Origin of the sequence: Faecalibacterium sp. An58 (assembly GCF_002161515.1) — a bacterium.
In the GTDB taxonomy this organism is placed as follows: Bacteria; Bacillota; Clostridia; order Oscillospirales; family Ruminococcaceae; genus Faecalibacterium; species Faecalibacterium avium.
Map to the genome: position 1 here is coordinate 87,981 of NZ_NFHX01000006.1, position 23,170 is coordinate 111,150.

Annotated in this window: 22 protein-coding genes; 12 read left to right on the forward strand and 10 right to left on the reverse strand. The window is 63.2% G+C overall.

Annotated features, from left to right (window positions below):
- The first annotated feature begins 396 nt into the window (after positions 1-396).
- The 9 genes from B5G12_RS06495 (at position 397) to B5G12_RS06535 (ending at position 10,304) form a co-directional block, all read left to right on the forward strand.
- Positions 397-1,092, forward strand: coding sequence for a response regulator transcription factor (locus B5G12_RS06495; protein WP_087233416.1), 696 nt, complete (start codon positions 397-399; stop codon positions 1,090-1,092).
- Positions 1,092-2,591, forward strand: coding sequence for a sensor histidine kinase (locus B5G12_RS06500; protein ID WP_087233413.1), 1,500 nt, complete (start codon positions 1,092-1,094; stop codon positions 2,589-2,591). The genes B5G12_RS06495 and B5G12_RS06500 overlap by 1 nt, the downstream gene beginning before the upstream one ends.
- A 149-nt stretch (positions 2,592-2,740) precedes the next feature.
- Positions 2,741-3,391, forward strand: coding sequence for a ribulose-phosphate 3-epimerase (gene rpe, locus B5G12_RS06505; protein WP_087324325.1), 651 nt, complete (start codon positions 2,741-2,743; stop codon positions 3,389-3,391).
- A 21-nt stretch (positions 3,392-3,412) separates the two neighbouring features.
- Positions 3,413-4,432, forward strand: coding sequence for an RnfABCDGE type electron transport complex subunit D (locus B5G12_RS06510; RefSeq protein ID WP_087324326.1), 1,020 nt, complete (start codon positions 3,413-3,415; stop codon positions 4,430-4,432).
- On the forward strand, positions 4,429-5,163 hold the full coding sequence (locus B5G12_RS06515) for an Rnf-Nqr domain containing protein (RefSeq protein ID WP_087233404.1): 735 nt from the start codon (positions 4,429-4,431) through the stop codon (positions 5,161-5,163). The genes B5G12_RS06510 and B5G12_RS06515 overlap by 4 nt, the downstream gene beginning before the upstream one ends.
- Positions 5,160-5,798 (forward strand): Rnf-Nqr domain containing protein, encoded by a 639-nt coding sequence (locus B5G12_RS06520; RefSeq protein WP_242955960.1) that lies wholly within the window; start codon positions 5,160-5,162, stop codon positions 5,796-5,798. Before B5G12_RS06515 ends, B5G12_RS06520 begins: the two co-directional genes overlap by 4 nt.
- A 56-nt stretch (positions 5,799-5,854) precedes the next feature.
- The gene (locus B5G12_RS06525) at positions 5,855-6,991 is read left to right on the forward strand and encodes a putative glycoside hydrolase (protein WP_087324327.1); all 1,137 of its coding nucleotides are present in this window, start codon (positions 5,855-5,857) and stop codon (positions 6,989-6,991) included.
- A gap of 41 nt (positions 6,992-7,032) precedes the next feature.
- Complete coding sequence (locus B5G12_RS06530; protein WP_087324328.1) at positions 7,033-8,343, forward strand: DUF1015 domain-containing protein; 1,311 nt, start codon at positions 7,033-7,035, stop codon at positions 8,341-8,343.
- Positions 8,344-8,420: 77 nt separating this feature from the next.
- Positions 8,421-10,304, forward strand: coding sequence for a DEAD/DEAH box helicase (locus tag B5G12_RS06535; protein WP_087324329.1), 1,884 nt, complete (start codon positions 8,421-8,423; stop codon positions 10,302-10,304).
- Between the two features lie 62 nt (positions 10,305-10,366).
- Here the strand turns inward: B5G12_RS06535 and B5G12_RS06540 are convergent, their stop codons facing one another.
- The 9 genes from B5G12_RS06540 to B5G12_RS06580 all read right to left on the reverse strand — a co-directional run bounded on the left by B5G12_RS06540 (position 10,367) and on the right by B5G12_RS06580 (position 19,126).
- A complete protein-coding gene (locus tag B5G12_RS06540; protein WP_087324330.1) occupies positions 10,367-10,765 on the reverse strand; it encodes a helix-turn-helix transcriptional regulator in 399 nt (132 codons plus the stop codon).
- Positions 10,766-10,974: 209 nt separating this feature from the next.
- Positions 10,975-11,643 (reverse strand): phosphate signaling complex protein PhoU, encoded by a 669-nt coding sequence (gene phoU / locus B5G12_RS06545; protein WP_087324331.1) that lies wholly within the window; start codon positions 11,641-11,643, stop codon positions 10,975-10,977.
- A gap of 24 nt (positions 11,644-11,667) precedes the next feature.
- Positions 11,668-12,438 carry a phosphate ABC transporter ATP-binding protein PstB gene (gene pstB / locus B5G12_RS06550; RefSeq protein WP_087233385.1) on the reverse strand — a complete coding sequence of 257 codons (771 nt, stop codon included), beginning with the start codon at positions 12,436-12,438 and terminating at the stop codon, positions 11,668-11,670.
- Positions 12,439-12,457: 19 nt separating this feature from the next.
- Complete coding sequence (gene pstA, locus B5G12_RS06555; RefSeq protein WP_087324332.1) at positions 12,458-13,327, reverse strand: phosphate ABC transporter permease PstA; 870 nt, start codon at positions 13,325-13,327, stop codon at positions 12,458-12,460.
- Positions 13,317-14,159, reverse strand: coding sequence for a phosphate ABC transporter permease subunit PstC (pstC, locus tag B5G12_RS06560; protein WP_087233422.1), 843 nt, complete (start codon positions 14,157-14,159; stop codon positions 13,317-13,319). Before pstC ends, pstA begins: the two co-directional genes overlap by 11 nt.
- A 206-nt stretch (positions 14,160-14,365) precedes the next feature.
- Positions 14,366-15,286 (reverse strand): phosphate ABC transporter substrate-binding protein, encoded by a 921-nt coding sequence (locus B5G12_RS06565; protein WP_087324333.1) that lies wholly within the window; start codon positions 15,284-15,286, stop codon positions 14,366-14,368.
- Between the two features lie 286 nt (positions 15,287-15,572).
- Positions 15,573-16,700: an N-acetylglucosamine-6-phosphate deacetylase gene (gene nagA, locus B5G12_RS06570; protein WP_087233375.1), complete on the reverse strand. Its 1,128-nt coding sequence runs from the start codon at positions 16,698-16,700 to the stop codon at positions 15,573-15,575.
- A 37-nt stretch (positions 16,701-16,737) separates the two neighbouring features.
- Entirely contained in the window at positions 16,738-17,466 is a 729-nt protein-coding gene (gene nagB / locus B5G12_RS06575; RefSeq protein ID WP_087233372.1) for a glucosamine-6-phosphate deaminase, read from the reverse strand.
- A 190-nt stretch (positions 17,467-17,656) separates the two neighbouring features.
- On the reverse strand, positions 17,657-19,126 hold the full coding sequence (locus B5G12_RS06580) for a PTS transporter subunit EIIC (protein WP_087324334.1): 1,470 nt from the start codon (positions 19,124-19,126) through the stop codon (positions 17,657-17,659).
- A gap of 340 nt (positions 19,127-19,466) precedes the next feature.
- Here B5G12_RS06580 and prmA point away from each other — a divergent pair, with 340 nt between their 5' ends.
- The 3 genes from prmA (at position 19,467) to B5G12_RS06595 (ending at position 22,442) form a co-directional block, all read left to right on the forward strand.
- Positions 19,467-20,378, forward strand: coding sequence for a 50S ribosomal protein L11 methyltransferase (gene prmA / locus B5G12_RS06585; RefSeq protein WP_087233366.1), 912 nt, complete (start codon positions 19,467-19,469; stop codon positions 20,376-20,378).
- A gap of 10 nt (positions 20,379-20,388) precedes the next feature.
- The gene (locus B5G12_RS06590) at positions 20,389-21,138 is read left to right on the forward strand and encodes an RsmE family RNA methyltransferase (RefSeq protein WP_087324335.1); all 750 of its coding nucleotides are present in this window, start codon (positions 20,389-20,391) and stop codon (positions 21,136-21,138) included.
- Positions 21,139-21,839: 701 nt separating this feature from the next.
- Positions 21,840-22,442: a hypothetical protein gene (locus B5G12_RS06595; protein WP_087324336.1), complete on the forward strand. Its 603-nt coding sequence runs from the start codon at positions 21,840-21,842 to the stop codon at positions 22,440-22,442.
- Between the two features lie 101 nt (positions 22,443-22,543).
- Here the strand turns inward: B5G12_RS06595 and B5G12_RS06600 are convergent, their stop codons facing one another.
- On the reverse strand, positions 22,544-23,026 hold the full coding sequence (locus tag B5G12_RS06600) for a GNAT family N-acetyltransferase (protein ID WP_087324337.1): 483 nt from the start codon (positions 23,024-23,026) through the stop codon (positions 22,544-22,546).
- Positions 23,027-23,170 lie beyond the last annotated feature (144 nt).

Genomic DNA, 23,170 nt, shown 5'->3' on the forward strand with positions numbered 1-23,170 from the left:
ACCATACCGGGAGATGATATAAGGGGCGCACAGGTGCCAGAGACCACCTGCACGCTCGGGTAAAACACCCATCCGATGTGGCGGCAAAGAGGAATACAACCATATTCCTTCTGTTGTTGATCGCACCAAAACAAAAGAACTTTTGCGTCACGAAAGATAGGGTCCCTCTGCGGGGGTCGGCTGCAAAGCCGGCCCCCGCATTGTTTTTGGGCCGGCCAGCGCTTTTGCTGCAACTGGGACAGGATAAAATTGCGGGAAGTTCTTTATTTTGTCATAACTGTTCCGTATAATAAAACTGTGAACGTATCGGCGGGGCGGGGGCCGTTGCTGCCTGCCCGGAGCAAAAAGGTGCATCCGCACTGCCTGGGGATGCACCCAGTGTGAAGGAGAACCACTATGGCAAACGAAAAGATCCTCGTCGTGGACGACGACCAGAATATCTGCGAACTGCTGCGGCTCTACCTGACCAAGGAGGGCTATCAGGTCACCCTTGCGTCGGATGGGGAGGACGCCCTGGCCAAGTACGCCCAGGCCAAGCCCGACATGGTGCTGCTGGATGTGATGATGCCCAGGCTGGACGGCTGGGAGGTCTGCCGCCGCATCCGCAAGCAGGGCGATACCCCGGTGATCATGCTGACCGCCAAGGGCGAGACCTTCGACAAGGTGCTGGGGCTGGAACTGGGCGCCGACGACTACATCGTCAAGCCCTTCGACAGCAAGGAAGTGGTGGCCCGCATCAAAGCGGTGCTGCGCCGCTGTGCGGCCGGCAGCGCCGAAAAGCCCGCCGAAGGGGTGGTGGAGTTCGACAACCTGCGGCTGGATATGAACAGCTACGAGCTGAAAGTCAAGGGCAAGGTGGTGGAAGCGCCCCCCAAAGAGCTGGAGCTGCTGTACTGCCTGGCCTCCCATCCCAACCGCGTCTACACCCGGGATCAGCTGCTGGACGAGGTGTGGGGCTTCGAGTATTACGGCGATTCCCGCACCATCGACGTGCACGTCAAGCGCCTGCGGGAGAAGCTGGCCGGGGCTTCCGACAAGTGGGAGCTGAAGACCGTCTGGGGCGTGGGCTATAAATTCGAGGTGCGTCAATAATGCGCAAGAGCATATCGGTGGCTTTTTTCTCCACCGTAGCCACCCTGATGATCCTGGGCGTGGCCGTCATGGGCCTGTCCCAGCTGGTGCTGTTCAGCCGCTACTTTGCCCAGGAGCGCTTTGGCGCGCTGGATGACGTGGGGGGCCTGGTCAGCCGCACCGCCGGTTACTTTCTGAAAGACCTGGCGGACGGCCAGCCCATGACCGACGCCGGCGTGTCCGACAAGGTGGACCTGATCGGCGAGAGCGCCAACGTGCATATCTTTTTCACCGATGACCACGGCAGCGTGGTGCTGGCCTCCAACAACGATTATCTGGCTGTGCGCGCGGTGCCGGCCGAGGTGATGGAGGATGTGGCCGGCGCACAGGAAGGGGTATATCACCAGCTGGGCAAGCTGGGGGGCGCCCTGACCGAGCGGTTTTATGTGTCCGCGCAGCCCATCGCGTTCAGCGGCGGGCCGGTGGGCTATGTGTTCGTCTGCGCGTCGGGCCAGATGCTGGATGAGTTCGTGGGCAATTTTGGCTCCAACTTCCTGCTGTCGGCCTGTCTCATGCTCATCTGCGCCAGCGTGCTGACCACCTTCCTGATGCGCAGCCTGACCCAGCCGCTCCACCGCATCAGCGAGGCGGCCCAGAAATTCGGAGGCGGCGACTTTTCGGTGCGGGTGGAGGACGTGGACGGAGACGGCGAGATCGCCGACCTGGCCCGCACCTTCAACACCATGGCCGCCAACCTCCAGCAGATCGATTCCTCCCGGGGACAGTTCATGGGCAACATTGCCCACGAGCTGCGCACCCCCATGACCACCATCAAGGGCTTTATCGACGGCATCCTGGACGGCACCATCCCACCCGAACTGCAAAACCATTACCTGCAGCTGGTCTCCCAGGAGACGGGGCGGCTGGCGCGGCTGGTGCAGAATATGCTGGATCTGTCCAAGCTGGAGTCGGGGGAATACCGGGTCAACGCCCGGATGTTCAATATCTGGGAGACCCTGACCGGGGTGGCCCTGTCGGCGGAACAGCGGATCAACGACGGCCAGATCGATCTGGAGGGCCTGACCATGGACGAGCGGGTGCTGGTCTATGCCGACCCCGACCTGATCCACCAGGTGGTGTACAACCTCTTGGACAACGCGGTCAAGTTCACCCCGCCGGGGGGCGTGATCCGCTTCAGCGTGGAAAAACTGGGCCCCGAGGCCGAGATCTCCATCTGGAACAGCGGCCAGGGCATCTCCCCCGAGGCGCTGCCCTTCGTGTTCGACCGCTTTTATAAAGAGGACCAGTCCCGGGGCCTCCATGCCCGCGGGGCCGGCCTTGGCCTGCACATCTGCAAGGTGCTGGTGAATCTGTCGGGCGGGCAGATCCGGGTGGAGAGCAAGCAGGGAGAGTGGTGCCGTTTTGTCTTTACCCTGCCGGCCGAGGTGCCGGGCAAGGGGGACCTGCTCAAGCTGTCGGACGACACCACACAGCCCGGCCCGGACGCCGCCGCACGCTGAAAGGGCTGCCGCATTTTGGGGCAAATACGTCATTTCCGTGAAAAAGACGGCCGCGGGTTTGATTTTTGCGCCGTTTTCGTGTACACTAAAATGTGAGCTGCGCCCCGGCGCGGCCCCACATAAAAACTGATGCAACGGAGTGTATAGTTATGGCGATCGTCAGCCCATCCATTCTTTCCGCCGACTTCTGCGGCCTGGGAGACCAGTGCCGTCTGGTCCTGGAGGCGGGGGCCGGTATGCTGCATTTTGATGTCATGGACGGGCATTTTGTGCCCAATATCAGCTTTGGGGTGCCGGTGCTGGCCAGCCTGCACCAGGGCATCCCCAGCGCCTTTTTCGATGTGCATTTGATGATCAGCCACCCCCTGGCCTATGTGGACGCCTTTGCCAGGGCAGGGGCGGGACTGATCAATTTCCACCTGGAGTCGGAGGATGACCCCGCCGCTGTGCTGGCCGCCATCCGTGCGGCGGGCTGCAAGACCGGCATGACCATCAAGCCGGGCACCCCCGCCGAAGCGCTGGATCCCTGGCTGGACCAGCTGGACCTGGTGCTGGTGATGAGCGTGGAGCCGGGTTTTGGGGGCCAGAAATTCATGCCCTCCTGCCTGGACAAGCTGACGGCCCTGAAGGCCCGGCGCGAGGCTTTGGGCCTTGCCTTTCTGCTGGAAGTGGACGGCGGCGTCAACGATGAGACCGCCGCCCTGTGCACCCGCGCCGGCGCCGATGTGCTGGTGGCCGGCAGCTCGGTGTTTGCCGCGGCCGACCCGGCCGGGGCGGTGGCCCGGCTGGCGGCGATGTGACGCCCTGGATGAGGATGACCAATGGAAGATTCGATCAAGAAACAACAGGCGGTGGAGCTGGCCCGTACAGGCGGGTATTACAAGCATATCTGCTGGATGGCTCTGCCGCTGGTGTGTATGTCGGCCTACCTGTACGGGCCGCGGCCGGTGCTGCTGTGCCTGGTGGCCCTGCTCACCGGCAACCTCTGCGACCGCCTGGTGGCGGTGCTGCGCCGCCGTGTATACCGCCCGGGGGACTGTTCCAATGAGAGCTTCGCCCTGGTGATCGCCCTGCTGATGCCCGCCACCGTCAGCTGGTATGTGCTGGTGACGGCGGTGATGGCTGGCGTGCTGCTGGGCAAGGAAGCCTTTGGCGGCTATGGCAGCTACCCCTTCCACCCGGCGGCGGTGGGCTTTGTGGTGGTGGCGGTGTCCTGGCCGGAACAGGTGTTCCTCTACCCGCAGCCCTATGCGGACATCCCCCTGTGGGACACCACCGGGGTGAGCCTGGTCAGCGGCATGGGCAGCACCCTGCGCAACGGGGGCCTGCCGACGGTCAGTTCCTGGCCGCTGGTGCTGGGAGAGTTCGCGGCCCCGCTGGGCACCGGCGCGGTGCTGATCCTGCTGGCCTGCGCTTTGTTCCTGTACACCCAGAAGGATATGCGCCTGAGCGCGGCGGTCAGCTTTTTGGCGGCCTGCGCGGTGATCGCGTTCCTGTTCCCGCGGCAGGCGGATCTGGTGCATACCACCGTGTGGGAGAGCGCTTTGCAGCGGCTCAACCTGGTGAAATATGAGCTGGTCAGCGGCGCCACCCTTTACAGCGCCGTGTTCCTGGTCAGCGAACCCTATACCTGCCCCAAGCGCCGCCTGGGCCGTGTGCTGTACGGCGCGCTGCTGGGGTGCGTGTGCATGGCTTTCCGGTATTTTGGGGTGTATGAGACGGGCGGCTGCTTTGCGCTGCTGATCGTCAACGCCCTGTCCGGCTGGCTGGACCGTGTGGTGGACCGTCTGTACCACCTGCCCAAAGGGGACCAGGCGACCGGAAAGGAGGCTGCCGTATGAAACAGAGAAAAGCGGAAGCCATCCTGCGGGACCCCGGGCGGTATGCCCACCATGACCGCATCTTTTTGAACAACCCCGTGGTGATGCAGGGCATGGGGCTGGCGCCGCTCGTGGTGCTGGCCACCAGCGGCAAAAACGCCCTGATGCTGGCGGTGGCGGTGGCCCTGCTGCTGACCCCCTCCCGGGTGCTGAGCTTTGGGCTGAGCAAGCTGGTGCCCCTGCAGGAGCACGCCGGCGAGGAAGAACTGCGGGCCAAACTGCTGCCCCGGGGCCTGATCTACTGCGGGACCGCATCGGTGGTCTACCTGGCGGTCTATCCCGTCCTGGAACGTCTGTTCGGGGTGGGGCTGCTGACGCTGGGCATCTACCTGCCCCTGCTGGTGGTGGAGCCTCTGCTGATCTACCGCTACGCCCGCGTCCAGGAGACGCTGCGCAAGGCGGTGTCCAAAGGCGTGCGGGTGACGGTGGGCTATGCCGTCATCCTGCTGCTGGTGGGCTGCATCCGGGAATGGCTGGCGGCGGGCACCGTTTTTGGCCTGCCGGTGACGGCCAACACCATCCTGCTGCCGCTGGCCTCCATGCCGGCGGGCGGATTCATCCTGCTGGGGGTGCTGTGCGCCGTCTGGCGGGCGCTGGCGGCCCGGTACAAGGCGTTCCTCACCAATGAGGCGCGCAACCAGGTGATCGTCAACCATCAGAAAGAGCAAAAGGAGGCGGGTGGCGAGCTGTGAATCCTGCGATCTTTTCGACCCAGCCGGCGGGCTCGCTGCCCGAGACACTGGCTGTCTTTTTTGGATATGCGATGCTGGCCGTCTTTGCCCAGAACGCGGTCTTTACCCGGGCGCTGGGCGTTTCGCGCCTGGTGCAGCTGGTAGGGGACGAGCGGACCAACAGCCTGCTGTTTGGCCTGCTGCTGTGCGTCACCCAGTTCCTGGTGGCCCCCGTGGGATGGCTGGCAGGCGGCTGGACGGCCTCGTTCGGGCTTCCGGCGTCCTTCCGGCCCCTGGTGTACATGGCGTGCATCGCGGTCGTCAGCGGGGTGGAGATGGCCCTGCTGTACCTGCTGCGCCTGCCCTGGAAGCGGCAGCTGCTGCGCATTTTGCCGCTGGCTGCCCTGAACAGCTGTGTGCTGGGCACTTTGCTGCTGGGCCGCACCCAAAATTTCACCCTGACGCAGGCGCTGGGCTTTGGCCTGGGCAGCGGCGTGGGCTATCTGATGGCGGTGCTGCTGGTGACCGAAGCCCAGAACCGCCTGCGCAGCCAGGCCATCCCATCGGCTTTCCGGGGAATGCCCATCACCCTGATCTACATCGGGGTGCTGGCGCTGGCCATCTATGGCTTTACGGGGCATACGGTCATCCTGTAAGAGTGCAGGGCGGGGTGCGCCAGCGCGCCGCCCTTAAAGGGGAAAGGTGAGGAACCATGCCGAGAAGAAGGCGGAACAAAAAGGTCAAGCGGTATCACCGCAGCTTTTACAGCCGCGGGGACAAGATCAAGAAAGCGCTGGGGATCCTGCTGCTGGCGGCCGTGGTGCTGGGCGCGGCCTGGCTGGCGGCGCCCTATGTGCTGGACTGGGCCACCCACACCTGGTATACCGTGGTGCGGGACCGGGAACTGCCCGCCTCCTCGGAGGCTGTTTCTTCCCAGGCGGATCCCCGGCCCGAGCCGGCCAGTTCCCGGCCGGAGCCTGCTTCCTCCCAGGCGGCTTCTTCTCAGGCGGCTGCCTCGTCGGAGGCCCTGCCGGTGGCAGGCACCGCCATCCGGGAGGGCAGCTGGGCCTCGGTGAGCCTGTCGGCTCTGGGCGATGAAGCTTCCATCCGGGCGGCGGCCCAAAACCTGGCACAGCAGGGGGTGACGTACGCCCTCATCCCTCTGAAGGACACGACGGGCTATATCTACTATGCCTCGGCGGTGCCGGCTGCCAGCCGCAGCGTGGCCGCCCATGTGGTGGACCCTGCCCGCATCGCCGCCATCTTCAAAGAGGAGGGGCTGGTGCCGGTGGCCGGGGTGGCCGCCTTCCAGGACCCCATCGCCGCCTACACCGACCGTGGGATGTCCATCCAGTACGCGGGGGGCGGCGGCTATCTGTGGCTGGATGCCGCCAACGCGGCGGCGGGGGGCAAGGCCTGGCTGAACCCCTATGCGGATTCGGCGGTGCAGTTCATCGGCGACCTGATCGAGGAGCTGTACGGCTGCGGGTTTGAACAGATCTGCCTGTCGGCGGTCCAGTTCCCGCCGGCGGTGTCCTCCAGCCAGGGCTTCGGGGAGACGGGCGGCCTGAGCCGCGACGCCCGGCTGGCGGCGGATATCGCCGCCTGGGACGCCCGGTTTGCGGACCGGGTCACCCTGTGGTACGAGTATCCTCTGGCCAGCTGCACCGGCGTCAGCACCACGCTGGGGGCTTTGCCCGCCCAGCTGGGGGTGCAGAACCTGGTGGTCAGCCTGCCTGCGGGGGAGGCCCAGGACCCCGCCCTGCTGGAGCAGACGGCCCAGCAGATGAAACAGCTGGGAGCCGCCTATGTTGTGGTGCGGGACAGTGAGAGCGGGATGTTTTACTGACTGCCCCGGCCTGTGGTTTATGTGAGAGTGAGGAACTGAATATGGAAAAGACACCCTGCTTTATGCCGGCCCATATCCTTCTGCCCGATGCGGCGGTGCCGCTGGGGCAGTGGGGCTGCATCGCCTGCGACCAGTTCACCAGCGACCGCAGCTATTGGGAAAAGGCGGCCTGTGCCGCTGGGGACGGTCCCAGCGCCCTCCATCTGATCCTGCCCGAGGTGTACCTTGCGGACAGCGGCCTGCAGGACCGGGTGGACAAGATCCACCGCACCATGCGGGCGTATCAGCAGGACGTGCTGACACGGGCGGTGGACGGCTTTGTCTATGTGGAGCGTACCTTGCAGAGCGGCCGTGTGCGCCAGGGCCTGGTGGGCCGGGTAGACCTGGAGGCCTACAATTACCATCGGGGCAGCCTGTCCCTCATCCGCCCCAGCGAGAACACGGTGGAATCCCGGATACCGCCCCGGATGGCGGTGCGCCGCGGCGCCGCCCTGGAGACCCCCCATGTCATGATGCTGGCGGACGACCCCGGCTGCACCCTGGTGGAACCCATCGGCGCCCGGAAAGAGGAGCTGCGCCCCCTGTATGAGGGAGAGCTGATGCTGGGCGGCGGCCATGTGGCGGGCTGGGCGGTGGAAGACCCGGCCCTCATCGCCCAGATCCAGCAGGCTGTCCTGGGGTTGAGCAGCGCCGGGGCCTTTGGGGCCAAATACCCCAACGCCCCCAACAACAAGCCCCTGGCTCTGGCTGTGGGGGACGGCAACCACTCTCTGGCCACTGCCAAAGCCTATTGGGAGGAGCTGAAACCCACCCTCACCCCCGAGCAGCGCCTGGAGCATCCGGCCCGCTGGTGCCTGGCCGAGGTGTGCAACGTCCAGTCGGAGGCGGTGGAGATCGAGCCCATCCACCGGGTGCTGTTCAATACCAGCTATGAGACGGTGCTGCTCAACCTGGTGACGTGGAGCGACAAGAACATGGCGGGGGTCCATTTTGGGGACCAGTACCACCAGAAGTTCCAGCTGATCGGCCTGAACGGCAGCTGCACTCTCAGCTTTGAAAATCCCACTGCGCCCCTGGTGGTGGGCACGGTGGACGAATTTGTGGAATATTTCCTCGAGAATCACCCCGAAGCCCGGGTGGATTACATCCACGATGAGGCTGCTGTGCGTGCGTTCAGCACCAGCGCTGCCGGGGAAGGGGCCGTGGGCCTGCTGCTGCCTGCGCTGGAAAAGGGCGACCTGTTCCGCGGGGTGGTGCTGGGGGGCGTGCTGCCCCGCAAGACGTTCAGCATGGGCCACGCGGAAGAAAAGCGGTACTACATCGAGTGCCGCCGCATTGCCGGAGAACCGTGAGAGCTGGCAGCCGCGCAGCTGCCCTGTGCGCAGAGCAGGGGCGGGGCGCGGCCTGCCCTTATAGACCAAGGAGCATAATGACATTTCAAGAACTGAATCTATCCAGGCCCGTGCTGCGGGCCGTGGCCCAGGCGGGCTATAAGCAGCCCTCGCCCATCCAGGCGGGGGCCATCCCCCCGGTGCTGAAGGGCCAGGACCTGTTGGGCTGCGCCCAGACCGGCACCGGCAAAACGGCGGCCTTTGCGCTGCCCATGCTGGACTTGCTGGCGTCCCGTCCGGCCAAAAAATCGGGGGCCATCCGGGCCCTCATCCTTACCCCCACCCGGGAGCTGGCCCTCCAGATCGAGGCCAGCTTTGAACAGTACGGCAAATACCTGCCCCTGAAGGAGACGGTGATCTTTGGCGGGGTGGGCCAGGCCCCTCAGGTGGAGAAACTCCGGCAGGGGGTGGACATCCTTGTGGCCTGTCCCGGCCGCCTGAACGACCTGATCGGACAGGGGTATGTGGACCTGTCGGGCGTGGAGATCTTTGTGCTGGACGAAGCCGACCGGATGCTGGACATGGGCTTTGTCCACGACGTGAAAAAGGTGATCGCAAAGCTGCCCGCCCGCCGGCAGAACCTGATGTTCAGCGCCACCATGCCCGCCGAGATTGAGCAGCTGGCCGCCGGCATCCTGCGGGACCCTGCCTTTGTGAAGGTGGACCCGGTGTCCAGCACGGTGGACCGCATTGACCAAAAGCTGTATTACGTTTCCAAGGCGGACAAGCGCAGGCTGCTGCCCTGGCTGATCCAGAACCTGCAGCCTCCCGTGCACAACGCCCTGGTGTTCAGCCGCACCAAGCATGGGGCCGACCGCATCGCCAAAGACCTGGTCAAGCAGGGCATCCCGGCGGCGGCCATCCATGGCAACAAGAGCCAGAGCGCCCGTGTGGCGGCGCTGGAAGGCTTCAAGGCGGGGCGCACCAAGGTGCTGGTGGCCACCGACATCGCAGCCCGCGGCATCGACATCAATGAGCTGTCCCATGTGTTCAACTACGACCTGCCCGAAGTGCCCGAGACCTACGTTCACCGGATCGGGCGGACGGCCCGGGCCGGAGCCGACGGCACCGCCATCAGCTTCTGCGCCCCGGAGGAGCAGGAGTACCTGGCCGGCATCGAGAAGCTGAACCGCAAAAAGATCCCGGTGGCCGCCGGCCACCCCTGGGACAACGCCGCCCCACCCCAGCAAACCGAGGCGCAGCAGCCTGTCCGCCCCCTCAAAGTGCGGCAGGTGCAGCCTTCCAAGATAGAAAAAGAGGAGAACATCATGGACGAAAGCAAAAAGAGCGCCCCCCGTGCCGGCGAGGGCGGGGAAAAGCGCAGCCGCTCCCGGCGGCCCCGTCGGGACGGCCGGCCCAAGCAGGGCCAGGGCGGGCAGGCCCAGCCCAAATTCGATCCCCACTTCCTGACCGGGGCGGAGACCGCCGTCCTGCCTGCCAAGGCGGTATCTGCGCCCCCTGCCGAGCCCAGAGGGCGGGGCGGCCAGCAGCAGCCCGCACGCTCCGCCAAAGCCGGCGGACAACAGCCCCGCGGCCAGCGGGACAACCGGGCCCAGCAGAACGCCGAGGGCAAAAAGTCCCAGCGGAACAGCGCCGCCAAGACAAGCCGGCAGCCTGAGCCCCGCGCCCAGCAGGAATCGCGCCCGGCCCGCAGCGAGGCCGCCCAGGGCAGCCGCGGCGGCCATCCGAAGGCTGCCGCACCCAAAAGCGTGCCTGCGCCCAGCCGGCCCGCCAGCCGGGCTCCGCTCAGCCAGCCCAAGGGCCGCGGCGGCAGGACGGTCCGGGAGAGCCGCGACGACGACCCGGGCCTGGTGCTGATCAGCCGCCGTCCGCCCCAGCAGAAGTACGCAAACTTTGAGGAGTACATGGAGGCCCACGGCGGGGCCACCGCTCCCATCGAAGACCACAGCCAGGACTATTAAGCCATAAAAAAGACCGGCGCCTGCCGGGCCGCAAGGGCCTGGGGCTGCCGGTCTTTTTGTGGTCATTTGCGCCCGTCGGGGATGCGGTTGAGTTTGCTGAGGCGGTATTCCCGGGGGCTTTGGCCATAGTGCGCCCGGAACAGGCGGTAAAAGTAGCTGGTGTTCTCGTAGCCTACCTGGGCGATGATCTGCTGGATGGTCATGTCGCTGCGGCGCAGCAGACGGGCGGCCAGTTCGAGGCGGTGCTTCTGGAGCAGCTCTTTATAGGTACGGCCGGTCTCGGCCCGGACGCATTCGCTGACATAGGCCAGGGAGACCTGGTAGCTGCGGGCCACGCTGGAAAGGTTGGCTTCCCGGTAATTGGTGACGATCTCGTCCAGGGCGGCGCGGACCAGAGCTTCCCGGTCAACGGCGCCGCTGCGGCCTGCGGCGCGCACGTCCTTGGTTCCTGTTTCAGTCATAGTATCCTCCGATAGACAGAGCCTTGCGCTCCTTCGTTCGATCTAAAAACGAAATAAGGACGAAGTTTATTGCAAACAAACGGTGCTGGGATAAATTTCACACCTTGGCAACAAAAGTCTAACAATTCCGCAAAGAACGAACGGCCCACCCGGCGTTTGCCGGACAGGCCGTTCCGATGCAGGACTTGGCAGGATACAGAAACCCAAAATCAGAACATGTTCTCGTTCTTATACAGGCCGGTGCGGGTGAACTGCACCCACTCGGCAACGTTGACGGCGTGGTCCGCGATGCGCTCGAGGTACTTGATGACCATCAGCAGATCCAGGGCGGCGTCCACCTGGGAGGGATCGGCGGCGATCTCCTCGGCCAGGGTGCGCTTGATGGCGTTGAAGTCGTAGTCCACTTCGTCGTCGGCAGCGATCACCTTCTGGGCGGCGTTCATGTCTTCCTTCAGGAAGGCCTCAAGGCCGTCCACCACCATCTTGTGGGCTTTCTGGCCCATCCGGATGGCCTCGCTGATGGCGGGGTCGCCCGCCTTGCGGGAGGCGAACAGGTGGGGCATGATCTCAGAGATGTCGGCGGCGTGGTCGCCGATCCGCTCAAAGTCGGTGATCACCTTCAAAGCGGCCGAAATGTGGCGCAGATCGCCGGCCACAGGCTGCTGGCGGAGCAGCAGCACCATGCAGCGGTGCTCGATGTCGTGCTCCATCTCGTTGATCTGGTTGTCATCCTTGATGATCTGTGCGGCGGCTTCTGCGTCGGTGGCGGCCAAAGCCTCCATGGCGTTCTCAATGGCGTCGGCGGCAGCCTGGCCCATCTCGGACAGAGCCTGGTTCAGCTCGCTCAGCGCCTCGTCATACTGCTTGCGAATGCTCATAGGTGGTACTCTCCTCTCTCATCATCAGCCGAACCGGCCAGAGATATAGTCCTCGGTGCGCTTATCGGAAGGCGTGCTGAAGATCTCCTCGGTGGGGCCCACTTCCACCAGTTCGCCCAGCAGGAAGAAGGCGGTGCGGTCGCTGATACGGGCGGCCTGCTGCATATTATGGGTGACGATGACCACGGTGTAGTTCTTCTTCAGCTCGCTCATCAGCTCCTCCACCTTCATGGTGGAGCCGGGGTCCAGGGCGCTGGTGGGCTCATCCATCAGCAGGACCTCGGGCTTGACAGCCAGGGCGCGGGCAATGCACAGACGCTGCTGCTGGCCGCCGGACAGGCCCAGGGCGCTCTTTTTCAGCCGGTCCTTCACCTCATCCCACAGGGCGGCGCCCCGCAGGCTGCTCTCCACGATCTCGTCCAGCTCCTCTTTGCGGCGGACGCCGTGCAGCTTGGGACCGTAGGTGATGTTGTCGTAGATGCTCATGGGGAAGGGGTTGGCCTTCTGGAACACCATGCCCACGCGGCGGCGCAGGGTGGTCAGCACCATGTTGGGTCCAAAGATGTCTTCCCCTTTCAGGGTGACCTTGCCCTCGATGCGCACATTGGGCACCAGGTCGTTCATACGGTTCAGGGTCTTGAGGAAGGTGGACTTGCCGCAGCCGGAAGGTCCGATCAGAGCGGTGATCTCCCGCTCGCCCACATCCAGAGAAATTGACTTCAGTGCCTTGAAATCCCCGTACCACAGGTTCAGGTCTTTGGCCGAGATGACAGGGGTGGCGTTTTGCGTTTCCATATCGTTATACCTCACTATATCAGCCCTTTTGACGGAGATGCTTCTTAGCCAGACGGGCGGCAATGTTGATGATCAGGACCAGGATCAGCAGCACGGCGCCGATGCCCCAGGCGGAGTCAAAGTCGCCATTCTCGAACGCGCGCAGGTACAGCAGCACCGACAGGGACGCGCCGTTGGAGGTGTAGGCCTCCAGGATGTTGCTGGCGATGACCTGGGCTGCGCCGGCGGTGAACAGCAGCGCGGCGCTTTCGCCCACGATACGGCCGATGGCCAGGATGCAGCCGGTGACGATGCCGTCGATGCTGCAGGGCAGCACGATGGTGCGGATGATGTGCCATTTGCCTGCGCCCAGGCCCATGGCGCCCTCACGATACCCCATGGGGACGGTCTTGAGGGATTCCTGGGTGGTGCGGATGATGGTGGGCAGGGTCATAATGACCAGGGTCAGGCTGCCCGACAGCAGGCTGGTCTGGAAGCCCAGAGCCTGGGCGAACACCAGCATACCCACCAGGCCGTAGATGATGCTGGGGATGCCGGCCAGGGTCTCGTTGGTGAACTCGATCATGGCGATCAGCTTGCGGTTGGTGGCGTACTCGGTCAGGTAGACCGCGGCGCCCACGCCCAGAGGCAGTACGATGATCAGGGTGAGGAGGATGATGTACAGGGTGTTGATGATGGCGGGCAGGATGCCCTTGGTGCCCCGCAGGATGCTGGAAGTGGTGGTCAGGAAGGTCCAGCTGACGTGGGGCAGGCCCCGGATCAGCACCATGCCGATGATGCCCACCACCAGGGCGATGACAAAGATGGCGGCCACCCATACCGCGCCGGTGAAGAACTGGTTCCACAGACGGCGGGAGGGGGAGAAATCAGCGTAGCGGTTACTTTTCATTGTCGCTGCCTCCCTTCAGGAAGAAGTTGAGCACCAGGTTGATGATCATGATGAAGATGAACAGGATCAGGCCGATGCTGAACAGAGCCTGGCGCTGCAGGCCGCTGGCGTAGCTCATCTCCTTGGCGATGGCGGTGGTCAGGAAGGTGACGCTCTTGAAGATGCCGGGCATATTGGGGCTGTTGCCGGCCACCATCATCACAGCCATGGCCTCGCCCACGGCGCGGCCGATGCCCAGAACGATGCCGGCGGCGATGCCGCTCTTGGCGGCGGGGACGCTGACCTTGAACCAGGTCTCGGCGTCGGTGGCGCCCAGAGCCAGGCTGCCCTCCTCATACTCGCGGGGCACGGCGTTGAGGGCCGTCACCGACACGGAGACGATGCTGGGCAGGATCATGATGGACAGCACCAGGATGGCGCTGAGCAGGCAGGCGCCCGAAGCCCGGCCGAATACGGCGGCCACGGCGGGGACCAGCAGCTGCATGCCCAGCAGGCCGAAAATAACGCTGGGGATGCCGCTGAGCAGCTCGATGGCGGAGGTGGCCGCCAGGCGCAGCTTGGGCGCGGCGGCCTTGGAGAGGAACACCGCGGTCAGCAGGCCCACCGGGATGCCGATGATGACGGCTCCCAGGGTGCCATACACGCTGGAGAGGATGAAGGGCAGGATGCCGAATTTGGGCTCAGCCGCAGTGGAAGCCCATTCCTGGCCAAAGAGGAAGTCCACAATGCCGATCTGGCCGATGGCGGGCAGGCCCGAGATGACCATATAAATGGTGATCAGGGCCACACAGCCGATGGCCAGGATGCCGCACAGGAAGAAGATGGTGTTCATCACCAGCTCCAGCCATTCAGCTGCATTGTGGGGTTTGTTGAATTTCTTCCGAACGATGACGGCGCCGGAATCTGTGTCTTGCTGTTTCATAAAGAACCCCCGTAAGTGGATGGAAGCAAAAGGGCGGCCCATCCCAAAAACCGCCCGGGACCGCAGGATCCCAGGCGGAACAGTTTCGGATTTAGGACCCGGGTCGGAAGGAAGGCTTAGCCCTCGGCATCCACCAGGGGCACAGCGCCGGCCAGACGGATCAGCTCAGCGGCGTCTGCGCTGACAGCGAAGTCGATGAAGGCCTGGGCAGCGTCAGACAGCTGCACAGAGTCGTTGGTGATGAAGTTGAAGGGACGCTGCACCTTGTAAGTACCATCCAGAACGGTAGCCTCGCTGCACTCCACATTCTCGACGGTCAGGGTCTTGACGGTGTCGCCCACAGCGGACAGGGAAGCGTAGCCGATGGCCAGCTTGTTGGAGGCCACAGCGGAGATGACGGCGCCGGTGGCGGTCAGCTCCTGATCGTACACGCAGGAATCCTCCACGCCCACGATGCTCTCGAAGCCGTCGCGGGTGCCGGAACCGGCCTCACGGCCGATGACAACGATCTCGCCGTCCTCGCCGCCCAGGTCGGCCCAGTTGGTGACCTGCTTGGTGAAGATCTGAGCCAGCTGCTCGATGCTCAGGTCAGAGACGGGGTTCTCGTTGTTGACCACCATGGCGATGCCGTCCAGGGCGACGGTGGTGGCGGTGACGCCGGTCTCATCGTCGTGCAGGGCGCGGGAAGCCAGGCCGATGTCCAGAGTCTCCTCCAGAGCGCCGGTGATGCCGGCGCCGGAACCGGTGGGGTCATAGCTGACGGTGACGCCGGGGGCCACTTCAGCGAAGCCCTCGCTCAGGGCCTCCATGACGCTGTTCATCGAAGTGGAACCGCCGGTGGAGACGGTGCCGGACAGGCTGCTCAGGTCATTGGTGGCCTCGGCAGCGGAAGAAGCGGTGGAAGAAGCCACAGAAGAAGCAGTGGAAGACGAAGCAGCGGTGGAGCTGGAAGAGCTGCCGCCGCAAGCGGTCAGAGCGCCAGCCGCAGCCACGACGCCGCAGACGGCCAGGAAGGAGCGACGATCAATCTTTTTCATAATGAATTTCCTCCAAATCACAGGACCGGGACGAACTGCACCCGGCATAATCTTTTTCTTTGTTCTTTCCTCTCGGAACGCTACCATTGTACAGCGAAAGGGCGTACCATGCGACCATGCCAAGGAAAAATTCATGTAAAGTTTTGCGAAATGGTTTGCCCAAAAAGAAAAGGAAATGTAAAACCATCGGCCAAAACACAGCCTTAGATTTTACATTTCCTGTGAAAGTGGAGAAATTCATCCCGGCCCGTCGGTCAAATGGACGAAAACCGCCGCCGGGAGGGGGTCAGGACAGCCGCACGCCCTTCTGGATGACGGCCTGGATCTCCAGGTGCTCGTCCGCCAGGATGACGTTGCCGTAGCGGCCGGGTGCCAGGGAGCCGTAGTCGGCGTCCAGTCCGATGCTCCGGGCGGGGTTCTCGCTGGCGGCACGGACGGCGCTCTCCAGAGGCACGCCCATATCCAGCACGGCCCGCTTCATGCAGTCGTACAGGCAGGTGGCGCTGCCGGCGATGACGCCGGGGTTGTCGGTGAGGGTGGCACGGGGCCCGGTGACGGTGACGGCCTGGCCGCCCAGGCTGTACTGGCCGTCGGGCAGGCCGCAGGCCATCATGCTGTCGGCGATCAGGATGACATGGTCATCCCCAAAGGTGCTGAAGGTGAACCGCACCATGGCCGGGTGGATGTGGACGCCGTCGGTGATCAGCTCCACCTCGGCGCCCCGCTCCAGGGCGGCAATGATGGGGCCGGGGGCCCGGTGGGTGATGCCGGGCATGGCGTTGTAGAGATGGGTCATGTGGGTGGCGCCTGCATCGAAGGCCTGGATGGCGGTCTCATAGGTGGTGCAGGTGTGGGCGATGGAGATGCGCACCTCGTCCTTGCAGGCGGCGATGAACTCCATGGCGCCCTCTACCTCGGGGGCGATATCCACCAGCTTGATCAGCCCGCCCGCCCGCTTCTGGAGCCGGCGGAACATCTCCACATCGGGCGCGTGGAGATAGATGGGGTTCTGGGCGCCCAGCTTCTGGGGGCTGATGAAGGGGCCCTCCATATTGATGCCCACCAGGTCGGCGCCGCGGCCGTTCTTGTGGGCGGCGGCTGCGTCCATGACGCCGTTCAGGATCTCCTCCGAGTAGGTCATGGTGGCGGGGCAGATGGCAAGGACCCCCCGGCTGGCCTCAAAATCAGCCAGAGCCTGGATGGCCTCCTCGCTGGCGTCGCAGAAATCATGGCCCACCGCCCCGTGGAAATGGATGTCCAGCAGGCCGGGCAGGGCGTACAGCCCGCCGGCGTCGATCACTTCCTCGCCCGGTTCGGGGGCGGCCCCGGCGGCGATGCGGCCGTCACGGATGGCCAGCTGCCCCGGCACAAAGGTGTGCTGGGGGGTGTAGACCAAAGCGTTTTTCAGGATCATGGCAGTATACCTCCCTTATGGCGTCGTGCGGCGGCGCTTATACCAGGCTGAGGGCATCCTGATCGCCCACCAGGATGAAGTCGGGGTGCATCTGCAGGATGGAAGCAGGGACCTCGGGAGTGACGGGGCCAAAGAAAGCCTTCTTGATGATCTCGGCCTTGTTGGCGCCGTTGGCCACCATCAGCACCTTGCGGGCCTGCATGATGGTCTTGATGCCCATGGTGTAGGCCTGACGGGGCACCAGGCTCTCGTCGTTGTCGAAGAAGCGCTTGTTGGCCTCGATGGTGCTCTCGGTCAGGTCCACGCAGTGGGTGCCCAGCTCAAAAGCTTCGCCCGGCTCATTGAAGCCGATGTGGCCATCCACGCCGATGCCCAGCAGCTGCAGGTCGATGCCGCCCACATCGTGGATGATCTGGTCGTATTCCTTGCAGGCAGCCTCGGCGTCAGGGTTGGAGCCGTCGGGCACATGGATGTGGTCGGGGCGGACGTTGACGTGCTCGAACAGGTTCTTCTGCATGAAATACCAGTAGCTCTGCTCATGGGTGCGGGGCAGGCCGCGGTATTCGTCCAGGTTGACGGTGGTCACCTCGGCAAAATCCAGATCGCCCTTGTTGTACCAGTCGATCAGCTGCGCATAGGTGCCCACCGGGGTGCCGCCGGTGGCCAGGCCCAGCACGCAGTTGGGCTTCATGATGACCTGGGCAGAGATGATGTTGGCTGCCTTGCGGGACATATCCTTATAATCGGTCGCTCGAATGATCTTCATACTACTAAAACCTCCATCGATTTATGATCGGTACCGGAAAAAGCGCCGGTGCAGATATGGAATGCGAAAAAACAGCCGCCGAAAGCGGGGCTGTGAGCCCGCCCTCGGCGGCTGCAAAGGGGAGACGGGGCAACCAGTCCCCGCCGGTCCATTCAAATACAGAGCCCTGGGCCCTGCGGCTCAAACGATGTTACAGCATCTTCTTGAGCTCGTCGTAAACGAACTGCACCTTGGGTCCGATGATGACCTGGCAGGCGTTCTTGCTGGGACGGACGACGCCCGCAGCACCCGCAGCCTTGACGGCCTTCTCATCCACGGCGGTGTAATCCTTGATCTCGAAGCGCAGACGGGTGGCGCAATACTCAACACTCTTGATGTTGCCCTTGCCGCCCACGGCTGCCAGCACGCCGGAAGCCACCTGGGTGTAGTTGTTGTTGGAGAGGACCACTTTCTTCTCGGCGTCGGTGTTCTCGTCCTCGTCCTCACGGCCGGGGGTCTTGAAGTCGAAGGTCTTGATCAGGACATAGAAGACCACGAAGAAGACGATGGCTGCGCCGATGCCCAGAGGAATGATCATCCAGGTCTTTTCAGCAGCAGGCAGGGAAGCCGAGAAGACCAGGTCGGTGGCGCCGGCCGAGAAGGAGAAGCCTGCACGGAAGCCGGTGTAGTAGGTGATGACGGTGAAGATGCCGTACAGGACAGCGTACACCACGTACAGGGGGAATGCCACGAACATGAAGGAGAACTCGAAGGGCTCGGTGACGCCGCAGACGAATGCGCAGACGGCGGTGGAGATCAGCAGGCCAGCTGCTGCCTTCTTGTTCTTGGCGGTGGCGATCATGGCCGCTGCGGCGGCAGGCACACCGAACATCATGCAGGGGAAGAAGCCGGACATGTACATGCCCAGGCTCCAGGTCACGTCGGCGCTGGTCTTGCCGGCCCAGAAGTTGGTCAGGTCGCCCAGGCCGATGGTGTCGAACCAGAACACGTTGTTCAGAGCGTGGTGCATGCCGATGGGGATCAGCAGGCGGTTGAAGAAGGCGTACAGGCCCGCGCCGATGGCGCCCATGCCGGCGATGCCGTTGCCCAGGGCAACCAGAGCGCCGAACACCAGAGGCCAGATGAACAGCAGGATGACCGAAGCCACGATGGAAACCACCGCAGCGGCCATGGCCACGAAGCGCTTGCCGCTGAAGAAGGCCAGGAAGTCAGGCAGCTGCATGCCCTTGAAGCGGTTGTAGGACCATGCGCCGATCAGGCCGCACAGGATGCCGATGAAGGGGTTGGAGATCTTGCTGAAAGCCAGATACTCGGTGGTGCCCTCGACGACATTGGGCATGATGGTGCTGACCACACCGGTGCTCAGCAGCTGCTGGACCATCAGCCAGGAAGCCAGGCCGGCCAGAGCAGGGGTGCCGTCCGCCTCGTCGGCCATGCCTACCGCAACGCCGATGACGAACAGGATTTGCATATTGTCGATCAGGGCGCCGCCGGCCTTGACCAGCAGGAAGCCGATGATCTGTGCCAGGCCCTCGATGGTGCCGCCCTGCATGGTGGACGGGCACAGCGCGTAGCCGATGCCCATCAGTAAGCCGCAGATGGGCAGCACGGCCACGGGCAACATCAAGGACTTGCCCAGTTTTTGCAGATACTTCATCATAAGAAAAATCCTCCCTTGTGCTTGGGACGGCCCGCATGCCGCCCCGAAATGAAGGCTGTGAGCCGCGCTGCTGGTTGCCAGCGTGTTCACATAAGCGTAACATTAGTGTAGCACATTCTGCAAAGAAAAGCTATACATTTTTTAAAAATCAAGAAAGAATTTAGGCGCTTTGTATGAATATCTGAAATAATACGGTCTGTTTTGTTTTTTTGACCGGAGGCGGGCCTGCCTGCCGTCAGATATGCCCGGGCCCCGGACGGACTGCGGCAAAAGGGGGTGCCCACAGGGGGCCTTTTGTGGTACAATAGAAAAAACACCATGCAACAGGAGGCACATATATATGGAATGGACCGACATCCAGCTGACGGTGGCGCAAAAGGACGCCGAGCAGGCCGAGGCTGCCGCCACCATGATCGCCGAGGGTGGCATCTACATTGAAGATTACAGCGACCTGGAGCAGCAGGTGGCCGAGATCGCCCATGTGGATCTGATCGAGCCGGAGCTGCTGGCGAAGCCCCGGGACGTGGTGATCATCCACATCTACCTGGAGCCGGGGGCCCAGCCGGCCGAGACGCTGGGGGCCATCCAGGCCCGGATGGAAGCCGCGGGCATCCCCTATACCGTCCGCACCGCCGGCGTGGCGCAGGAGGACTGGCAGAACGGCTGGCGCAAATACTACCATCCCATGGAGATCGGCCGCCGGCTGGCGGTGGTGCCCTCCTGGCAGGCGTACGACACCGACCGGGTCAAGCTGCTGCTGGACCCCGGCCTGGCTTTCGGCACCGGCGGGCACGAGACCACCAGTCTGTGCCTGGAGGCTCTGGACGAGCTGACGGCGGGGGGTGAGCGGGTGCTGGACATCGGCACCGGCAGCGGCATCCTGGCCATTGCGGCCCTCAAGCTGGGGGCAGCGTGCGCCGAAGGGGTGGACATCGATCCGGTGGCGGTGCGCACCGCCTGTGAGAATGCAGCCCTGAACGGGGTGGCGGGGCAGTTCACCGGCCTGGTGGGGGATCTGAGCGACAAGGCCAGCGGGACCTACCAGATCATCACCGCCAACATCGTAGCCAACGCCATTATCTCCTTGGCGCCCGCCGTGCCCGGCCTGCTGGCGGAGGGCGGACACTTCATCGCCAGCGGCATCATCGACACACGGGCCCAGGAGGTGGCACAGGCCCTGGCGAAAGCCGGCCTGACCATTGCCCAGCGCAAAGACAAGCGGGGCTGGGTCTGCTTTGTGTGCACCAGGTAAGGAGGCCGCTATGCCGCACCGTTATTTTACCACAGAGGTCTGGCCCGCGGAGGGCCGGGCCGTACTGCGCGGGTCCGACGCCCACCATCTGGCCCGGGTGATGCGGGCCAGGATAGGGGACAAGCTGATCCTCTGCGACGGCAACGCGATAGAATACACCGCCACTGTATCATCCGTCGGGGAAGACCTGGTGGAATGCGCGATCCAGGAGGGGTATCCCTCGGCGGCTGAACCCTCGGTGGAGGTGACTCTGCTGGCCGGCTATCCCAAGCAGGACAAGCTGGAGCAGATCATCCGCCACGGGGTGGAGCTGGGGTGCAGCCACTTTGTGCCCTTTTTCAGCCGCTACTGCGTGGCCGCACCCAAAAAAGAAGAACAGAAGAACGTCCGTTATAACCGCATCGCCTACGAGGCCGCCAAGCAGTGCGGCCGGGGCATCCTGCCGGATGTGGCTCTGCCGCTGCCTAACTTTGGAGCGGTGTGCCGCACATTTTCCCAGTACGACCTGGTACTGTTCTGTTACGAGTGCGGCGGCGCGCCGCTGCGCCAGCTGCTGGCCCAGGCGCCGGATACGGCGGGCCGGCCCCTGCGCTTGGCCATCGTCACGGGCGCAGAGGGCGGTTTTGCCCCCGAGGAAGCCGAGGCGGCTACCGCCGCCGGCGCCAAAGCGGTGGGCCTGGGCCCTCGCATCCTGCGCTGTGAGACCGCGCCGCTGGCCGTGCTGGCAGCCGCCATGACCCTGACCGGCAACCTGGAATGACCCATGCCCACGCTCCAAAGAAGTGATTTGCGCTAGATACTAAAAATATTTTTAGTATCTGCCCGCGCAAATGGAATAAGCGTCCCCAAAGCGCACGCGAAAGCGTGCGCTTTTCGTTTGCCCCAAACTCCTCCAGCTCCCAAAGTTAGGAAATGCGAACTAAAGAAAATAAAGAAAAAATGGAAAATTTTGAAATTGGGTCTTGACACCGGGGGGTATGTTATGATAGGCACACAAAGTCTTGGAAAACACCGCGGCCTCGGCGCCAAAGAACATCCCGCAAAGACGGAACGCGGCGCAGCATGGACCACTTTATTGTGATAATTGAATATAAACGTTGCTGTTTTGTTAGAGAAAACATAGAATTAACGAAGAATGGAGGATTTTGGTGAAAAATTTCTTGACCTATGAGATCGCTTGTGTTAAAGTGGTAACAGATTCTCGATCCGGCGCGGCTTCCGTTGTGGAATGTGAGGGACTGAAACGCGGCAGCTGATGCTTTTGGCTTTTAGATATATCCGGAAGATAGCGCGGCCTGGGCGCAGAAAAGGGATGCGTTCGGTGCGGGGGCATTGTGCCGCGAGATGAAAGTGAAAATAGGATCTCCCCATATCGCTGCAGCCGGTACAAAGGCCGGCTGTTCTTATATCCGTCAGGAGAGGGCCGCAGAGCGGTACTTTCCGCCATGAAGGGAGGTTCGTATGAAGAAACATTCCGGGAAACAGAGAGCATGGAGCCGCATTTTGCTGGTGGGAACAGCCGGTCTGCTGTTGAGCAGCTGCGCGTATCTTCCGCAGACTGGCACCGTTCTGGATCAGGAAACACTGGAGGCTTTGCAGGAGGCCCAGGCCGAGCAGGAAGCAGAGGATGAACAGGCGCTTTCAGAAGCAAAGATCCTGCAGAGGCAGCTGATCAACACCCTGAATATAGATGTGGCGACCACGAACAACGGCGAGATCGTCTATGACCTGGATCTGGACGATGCGGCGGAACTGATCGCCCAGATCGTGGCCGATAACCCGGAATTGTATCCACTGGACATGTCCCCGGATACGCTGCAGCAGAATCTATTTGGAAGTCAGACCAGCATCTATCCATACATCTACGACGGAACCTTGACGCCCACCCAGGTGGCGGCGAAGGCTCTTCCCGCTTTGCAGGAACTGCAGAATGACCAGGATATTGCTATATTTAACCTTGAGATTGGTTCCATCAGTGTGGTCCACACTTCTTCTGCAAAAACGTCTATATGGCTAATCATGGCCAAAATGCGTCCAACCGCTTTGAGTAGCACAGAGACTTGACCGCACCCCCTGGATCCAAATTTCCCTGTCGGTGTCCCGACCGTACGCACATGTCGTCCGGTCGGGACTTTTTTTGCACGGTTTGGATGGCGGCAAGCGCATTACAGCCGCAGCCGCATTTGATACCAGGTCACGTCCCCGTGGGTGGAGCGGGACACGCCTTCGTTCACAAAGCCGAACGTTGCATAGTAGTGGACCAGCTTGTCTTTACAGGTCAGGACGACGCCCTTGCGGCCCTGGACGCGGGCCTGGTCGATGACGTGGTGCAGCAGGCGGGCGGCACAGCCCTGCCGGCGGAAATCGGGCAGGGTGTCCACGCCAAAAATCATCTGCCAGGCGCCGCTCTCGCTGTGGAGAGAGGCGTCCTCGTACATCTCATCGGCCAGGTCGGGCGTGTCGGTGCACATCCCGTTGACAAAGGCCACCGGCTTTCCTTCCTCCAGCAAAAGCCAGAAGTGTTCCGGATAGACGGCCAGACGGCGGGCCAGGCTTTCCCGCCCGGCTGCCTCGGCGGCCGGGAAGCAGGCCGCTTCGATGGCGGTCAGGGCGTCCAGATCCGCCGGCACGGCAGTGCGTATCTCCATGGTTTTGCCTCCCTCCTTCACTGGTCCTGCAGCATGATCTTGACGATCTCTTTGTCGGTCTCCCGCATCCCTTCGCGGCCCAGCTGGCTGACGTTCCGGATGGTGTTCTCGACGCCCTTGGTGACGATGCCGTCCCCGGCGCGG

Bases quoted from the DNA above. Each gene is read 5' to 3' on its own strand.
- B5G12_RS06495 (WP_087233416.1), top strand. From the start codon at position 397: ATGGCAAACGAAAAGATCCTCGTCGTGGACGACGACCAGAATATCTGC.
- B5G12_RS06500 (WP_087233413.1), top strand. From the start codon at position 1,092: ATGCGCAAGAGCATATCGGTGGCTTTTTTCTCCACCGTAGCCACCCTG.
- rpe (WP_087324325.1), top strand. From the start codon at position 2,741: ATGGCGATCGTCAGCCCATCCATTCTTTCCGCCGACTTCTGCGGCCTG.
- B5G12_RS06510 (WP_087324326.1), top strand. From the start codon at position 3,413: ATGGAAGATTCGATCAAGAAACAACAGGCGGTGGAGCTGGCCCGTACA.
- B5G12_RS06515 (WP_087233404.1), top strand. From the start codon at position 4,429: ATGAAACAGAGAAAAGCGGAAGCCATCCTGCGGGACCCCGGGCGGTAT.
- B5G12_RS06525 (WP_087324327.1), top strand. From the start codon at position 5,855: ATGCCGAGAAGAAGGCGGAACAAAAAGGTCAAGCGGTATCACCGCAGC.
- B5G12_RS06530 (WP_087324328.1), top strand. From the start codon at position 7,033: ATGGAAAAGACACCCTGCTTTATGCCGGCCCATATCCTTCTGCCCGAT.
- B5G12_RS06535 (WP_087324329.1), top strand. From the start codon at position 8,421: ATGACATTTCAAGAACTGAATCTATCCAGGCCCGTGCTGCGGGCCGTG.
- B5G12_RS06540 (WP_087324330.1), bottom strand. From the start codon at position 10,765: ATGACTGAAACAGGAACCAAGGACGTGCGCGCCGCAGGCCGCAGCGGC.
- phoU (WP_087324331.1), bottom strand. From the start codon at position 11,643: ATGAGCATTCGCAAGCAGTATGACGAGGCGCTGAGCGAGCTGAACCAG.
- pstB (WP_087233385.1), bottom strand. From the start codon at position 12,438: ATGGAAACGCAAAACGCCACCCCTGTCATCTCGGCCAAAGACCTGAAC.
- pstA (WP_087324332.1), bottom strand. From the start codon at position 13,327: ATGAAAAGTAACCGCTACGCTGATTTCTCCCCCTCCCGCCGTCTGTGG.
- pstC (WP_087233422.1), bottom strand. From the start codon at position 14,159: ATGAACACCATCTTCTTCCTGTGCGGCATCCTGGCCATCGGCTGTGTG.
- B5G12_RS06565 (WP_087324333.1), bottom strand. From the start codon at position 15,286: ATGAAAAAGATTGATCGTCGCTCCTTCCTGGCCGTCTGCGGCGTCGTG.
- nagA (WP_087233375.1), bottom strand. From the start codon at position 16,700: ATGATCCTGAAAAACGCTTTGGTCTACACCCCCCAGCACACCTTTGTG.
- nagB (WP_087233372.1), bottom strand. From the start codon at position 17,466: ATGAAGATCATTCGAGCGACCGATTATAAGGATATGTCCCGCAAGGCA.
- B5G12_RS06580 (WP_087324334.1), bottom strand. From the start codon at position 19,126: ATGATGAAGTATCTGCAAAAACTGGGCAAGTCCTTGATGTTGCCCGTG.
- prmA (WP_087233366.1), top strand. From the start codon at position 19,467: ATGGAATGGACCGACATCCAGCTGACGGTGGCGCAAAAGGACGCCGAG.
- B5G12_RS06590 (WP_087324335.1), top strand. From the start codon at position 20,389: ATGCCGCACCGTTATTTTACCACAGAGGTCTGGCCCGCGGAGGGCCGG.
- B5G12_RS06595 (WP_087324336.1), top strand. From the start codon at position 21,840: ATGAAGAAACATTCCGGGAAACAGAGAGCATGGAGCCGCATTTTGCTG.
- B5G12_RS06600 (WP_087324337.1), bottom strand. From the start codon at position 23,026: ATGGAGATACGCACTGCCGTGCCGGCGGATCTGGACGCCCTGACCGCC.